This window comes from Pseudomonas sp. B2M1-30 (assembly GCF_025447575.1).
Lineage (GTDB): Bacteria > Pseudomonadota > Gammaproteobacteria > Pseudomonadales > Pseudomonadaceae > Aquipseudomonas > Aquipseudomonas botevensis.
On sequence record NZ_JAOEJT010000033.1, the window covers coordinates 1 to 4,222 of the forward strand.

Sequence of the window (4,222 nt, forward strand, 5' to 3'; positions counted from 1 at the left end):
GACACCCAAAACCTGGCCGGCCCAAAGGCCGCCAAGGCCAAACAAAAAAGGCCCACATCACTGTGGGCCTCCGAATCGGGGAATCAGCAGAACAAAAAACTCAGCCCGCCACCAACACCCGAATCGCCTCCAGCCGCAAAGCCGCCTTGTCGAGCATCGCCAACCCCTGCTCACGCTGTTCACGCAGAGCAACCAGCTCACTGTCACGCACCGTCGGATTGACCGCCTGCAACGCAGTCAGACGCGCCAACTCTTCGTCAGTGTCAGCCGCCAGACGACGGCGAGCCTCGGCCACACGTTCGGCATGACGCGGAGTGACCTTCTCTTCGCCGGCGTTGATCCGTGGCGTCAGTTGATCGCGCTGAGCCTGGATGAACTTGTTGGCACTGGCGCGCGGCACGCTTTCCAGTTGATCGTTCAGCGTCTCGAACGCCACGCGCGGCGACAGGTCGTTGCCGTTGGTATCGAGCAGGCAGCGCAGGGCGGCCGGTGGCAGGTAGCGGCCCAATTGCAGCGAACGCGGGGCAACCACTTCGCTGACGTAGAGCAGTTCCAGCAGCACGGTGCCAGGCTTGAGCGCCTTGTTCTTGATCAACGCGACGGCGGTGTTGCCCATCGAGCCGGACAGCACCAGGTCCATGCCGCCCTGCACCATCGGGTGTTCCCAGGTGATGAACTGCATGTCTTCGCGTGACAGCGCCTGGTTACGGTCGTAGGTGATGGTCACGCCTTCGTCGTCGCCCAGCGGGAAACTGGCGTCGAGCATTTTCTCGCTCGGCTTGAGGATCAGGGCGTTTTCCGAATGGTCTTCGCTGTCGATGCCGAACGCATCGAACAGGGTTTCCATGTAGATCGGCAGGGCGAACTGATCGTCTTGCTCAAGGATCGCCTCGACCAGCGCATCACCTTCGCCGGCACCGCCGGAGTTCAGTTCCAGCAGACGGTCGCGACCGGTGTGCAGCTCGGCTTCCAGACGTTCGCGCTCGGTGCGCGCCTCGTCGATCAGCGCTTGCCACTGGCCGTCGTCGGCCTCTTCCAGCAGCGGCAGCAGGCGCGGGCCGAACTGATGTTGCAGGGCGTTGCCGGTCGGGCAGGTGTTGAGGAACGCGTTCAACGCTTCGTGATACCACTGGAACAGACGCTCTTGCGGGCTGGTTTCCAGGTACGGCACGTGCAGTTCGATGATGTGCTTCTGGCCGATCCGGTCGAGACGGCCGATCCGCTGCTCCAGCAGGTCCGGGTGCGACGGCAGATCGAACAGCACCAGATGGTGGGCGAACTGGAAGTTGCGGCCTTCACTGCCGATTTCCGAGCAGATCAGCACCTGCGCGCCGAACTCTTCATCGGCGAAGTACGCAGCGGCGCGGTCACGCTCGAGGATGTTCATGCCTTCATGGAACACGGTCGCCGGGATGCCGGAACGCACGCGCAGGGCGTCTTCCAGATCCATCGCGGTTTCGGCGTGGGCGCAGATCACCAGCACTTTGGTGCGCTTGAGCATCTTCAGTTGATCGATCAGCCACTCGACGCGTGGGTCGAATTTCCACCAGCGTTCTTCTTCGCTGGCATCCGGCTGGGCCTGGAAGCTGACTTCCGGGTACAGCTCGGCGTGTTCGCCCAGCGGCAGCTCAAGGTATTCGTCCGGGCACGGCAGCGGGTACGGGTGCAGTTTGCGCTCCGGGAAACCCTGCACGGCGGCGCGGGTGTTGCGGAACAGCACGCGGCCGGTGCCGTGGCGGTCAAGCAGTTCGCGCACGAGGCGGGCGCTGGCTTCGGTGTCGCCATCGTTGACGGCGGTCAGCAAGGCTTCGCCTTCGTTGCCGAGGAAACCATGGATGGTCTTGTGCGCTTGCGGCGACAGACGGCCCTGATCCAGCAGTTCCTGCACGGCTTCGGCCACCGGGCGATAGTTCTCGCTTTCGGCGCGGAACGCGGCCAGGTCATGGAAGCGGTTCGGGTCGAGCAGGCGCAGACGGGCGAAGTGGCTGTCCTGACCAAGTTGTTCAGGTGTCGCGGTAAGCAGCAGCACGCCCGGGATCGTTTCAGCAAGCTGTTCGACCAGGGTGTATTCCGGGCTGACGTTCTCTTCATGCCATACCAGGTGGTGCGCTTCGTCGACCACCAGCAGATCCCAGCCGGCGGCGAACAGGGCGTCCTGGGCTTTTTCATCGTCGACCAGCCACTCCAGCGCAACCAGCGCCAGTTGGGTGTCTTCGAACGGGTTGCTGGCATCGCTTTCGATGAAGCGTTCTTCGTCGAACAGCGCGACTTGCAGGTTGAAGCGGCGACGCATTTCCACCAGCCACTGGTGCTGGAGGTTTTCCGGGACGAGGATCAGCACGCGGCTGGCGCGACCTGACAGCAGTTGGCGATGGATCACCAGGCCGGCTTCGATGGTCTTGCCCAGACCCACTTCGTCCGCCAGCAGAACCCGTGGCGCGATACGGTCGGCGACTTCACGGGCAATGTGCAACTGGTGAGCGATCGGTTGCGCACGCACGCCGCCCAGGCCCCAGAGCGAGGATTGCAACTGGCGGCTGGTGTGTTCCAGGGTGTTGTAGCGCAGGGAGAACCAGGACAGCGGGTCGATCTGCCCGGCGAACAGGCGATCGCTGGCCAGACGGAACTGAATGAAGTTCGACAGTTGGGTTTCCGGCAGGGTAACCGGTTCGTTCTGCCCGTTGAGACCGTGATAGACCATCAGGCCGTCGACGTCGTCGACTTGCTGCACGGTCATCTTCCAGCCTTCGAAGTGGGTAATGCTGTCACCCGGCGAGAATCGCACGCGGGTGAGGGGCGCATTCCGTAGCGCGTACTGGCGGGTTTCGCCAGTGGCCGGGTAAAGCACGGTCAACAAGCGGCCGTCCTGTGCCAGAACGGTGCCTAAACCAAGCTCTGCTTCGCTGTCACTGATCCAGCGTTGCCCCGGTTGATACTGCTGCGCCATGCTGCCTGACTCCCACCTTGAAAAAGCGGGCTATCTTAACGGAATGAGGGCCTGAGGCGAAAGGAATAGGAGCAGCGGCGGCACTTTTAGCTTCAGGCGGCAAGGGGAAGCCAGCGCGGTCATTTGTCGTTTTTGCACAGGGATATGGCACCGGTGAGTGTTAATCCGGTCACAAGTTTGCGACCGGTGGCTCAAGCCGTCACTGCCCAAGCCGATAGCCTGCTGACAGGAGACCCTATATATGCTGCCACCGATGCTCCCCCTGAGCGCCGTGCCGATCACCTCCCAGCAGGATCCGATCCGCCAGCGACCGGACATTCCCCCCGTGGTGCCGGTGCAGGAAAGCTCCAACGAAAGCACGATCGATCTGCAAAAGCGCGATCCGGAAGAGGACGGCTATCTGCTGCGCGAAGAGCAGCGCCGCCAGCAGGAGCGCGACCGTCGTCGGCGCGAAGCCGATAACGATCCGGAGGAACATCTGGCCGTACCGGGCACGGAACTCAATGCCGACAACACCGTGCCGGTGGTGCCGCTGATGGAGGATCAGCCGCGTCAGGGGTTGTGGGTCGACATCGAAATCTGAGGCTGGCTCCCGTTCAGTGGCGGGAAAAACCGTCGCACGGCACATCAATTGTCGGGTGGCCGGGTAGCGATGGCTGGTCAGCGCCGCCGCCAAGCCGCATTATTGGCCCAGTCCTGCCGCTGAACCGGCAGTTGTGATTCTTATCCAGCGATGCACTGTGCCATGAGCCAAGACGACAAACTGATCGACCTCAATACCGAACGCGCCAAGCGGGTTCATGACCTCAACGAGAAGCGTCTGAACGAGGTGCGCCAGGCATTCGAGCAGGCGATGCCGTTGGGTAAAACCCGGAAAAAGCCGAAAAACAAACCGAAAAAGCGTTGATCCCCCCCCTGCATCCGTTGATGCAGGTCAGTTATTTCCCCTCCTTTTCCCCGCGTCGTGACCGGAGTTGATCCCGGTCAATTTCTGCGCCTGCCCGATTGGTTAACTTAGCTCCATCGCAACAGGGCAAGTCCAGGAGGCCAGTCATGTTTTTTGATAACGTGGTGTTCGCCGGAGTGCTGACAGTCGGCCTCATGGTTGTGTTTTTTGCAGGGTTTGGAATTTTTATCTGGAAGGATGCGAATAAGCGCAAGAAGTAAGCGCGGGTCTTTTTGGATTTGATGAGCACGCAAGGCATTTTGGGCGACTTCGGTTGCCCTTTTTTTTTGCTCCTTGGCGGCCTTTGGGCCGACCAGGCTTTGGGTGTT

4 protein-coding genes are annotated in these 4,222 nt (G+C 61.5%); 3 read left to right on the forward strand and 1 reads right to left on the reverse strand.

From position 1 onward, the window contains the following. Positions 1–100: 100 nt before the first annotated feature. Positions 101–2,947 carry an RNA polymerase-associated protein RapA gene (rapA, locus tag N8H74_RS29170; RefSeq protein ID WP_262152166.1) on the reverse strand — a complete coding sequence of 949 codons (2,847 nt, stop codon included), beginning with the start codon at positions 2,945–2,947 and terminating at the stop codon, positions 101–103. Between the two features lie 241 nt (positions 2,948–3,188). On the opposite strand from rapA, the gene N8H74_RS29175 reads away from it, so the two are divergent. The 3 genes from N8H74_RS29175 (at position 3,189) to ccoM (ending at position 4,114) form a co-directional block, all read left to right on the forward strand. Beyond that, positions 3,189–3,530: an aspartate-semialdehyde dehydrogenase gene (locus N8H74_RS29175; RefSeq protein ID WP_217834819.1), complete on the forward strand. Its 342-nt coding sequence runs from the start codon at positions 3,189–3,191 to the stop codon at positions 3,528–3,530. A 162-nt stretch (positions 3,531–3,692) separates the two neighbouring features. Beyond that, on the forward strand, positions 3,693–3,854 hold the full coding sequence (locus N8H74_RS29180; protein WP_217834820.1) for a hypothetical protein: 162 nt from the start codon (positions 3,693–3,695) through the stop codon (positions 3,852–3,854). A gap of 146 nt (positions 3,855–4,000) precedes the next feature. Beyond that, a complete protein-coding gene (gene ccoM, locus N8H74_RS29305; RefSeq protein ID WP_279309461.1) occupies positions 4,001–4,114 on the forward strand; it encodes a cytochrome c oxidase subunit CcoM in 114 nt (37 codons plus the stop codon). Positions 4,115–4,222: the final 108 nt, after the last annotated feature.

Excerpts from the sequence above, each read along its gene's own strand:
- ccoM (WP_279309461.1), top strand. The coding sequence starts at position 4,001 with ATGTTTTTTGATAACGTGGTGTTCGCCGGAGTGCTGACAGTCGGCCTC.
- rapA (WP_262152166.1), bottom strand. The coding sequence starts at position 2,947 with ATGGCGCAGCAGTATCAACCGGGGCAACGCTGGATCAGTGACAGCGAA.
- N8H74_RS29180 (WP_217834820.1), top strand. The coding sequence starts at position 3,693 with ATGAGCCAAGACGACAAACTGATCGACCTCAATACCGAACGCGCCAAG.
- N8H74_RS29175 (WP_217834819.1), top strand. The coding sequence starts at position 3,189 with ATGCTGCCACCGATGCTCCCCCTGAGCGCCGTGCCGATCACCTCCCAG.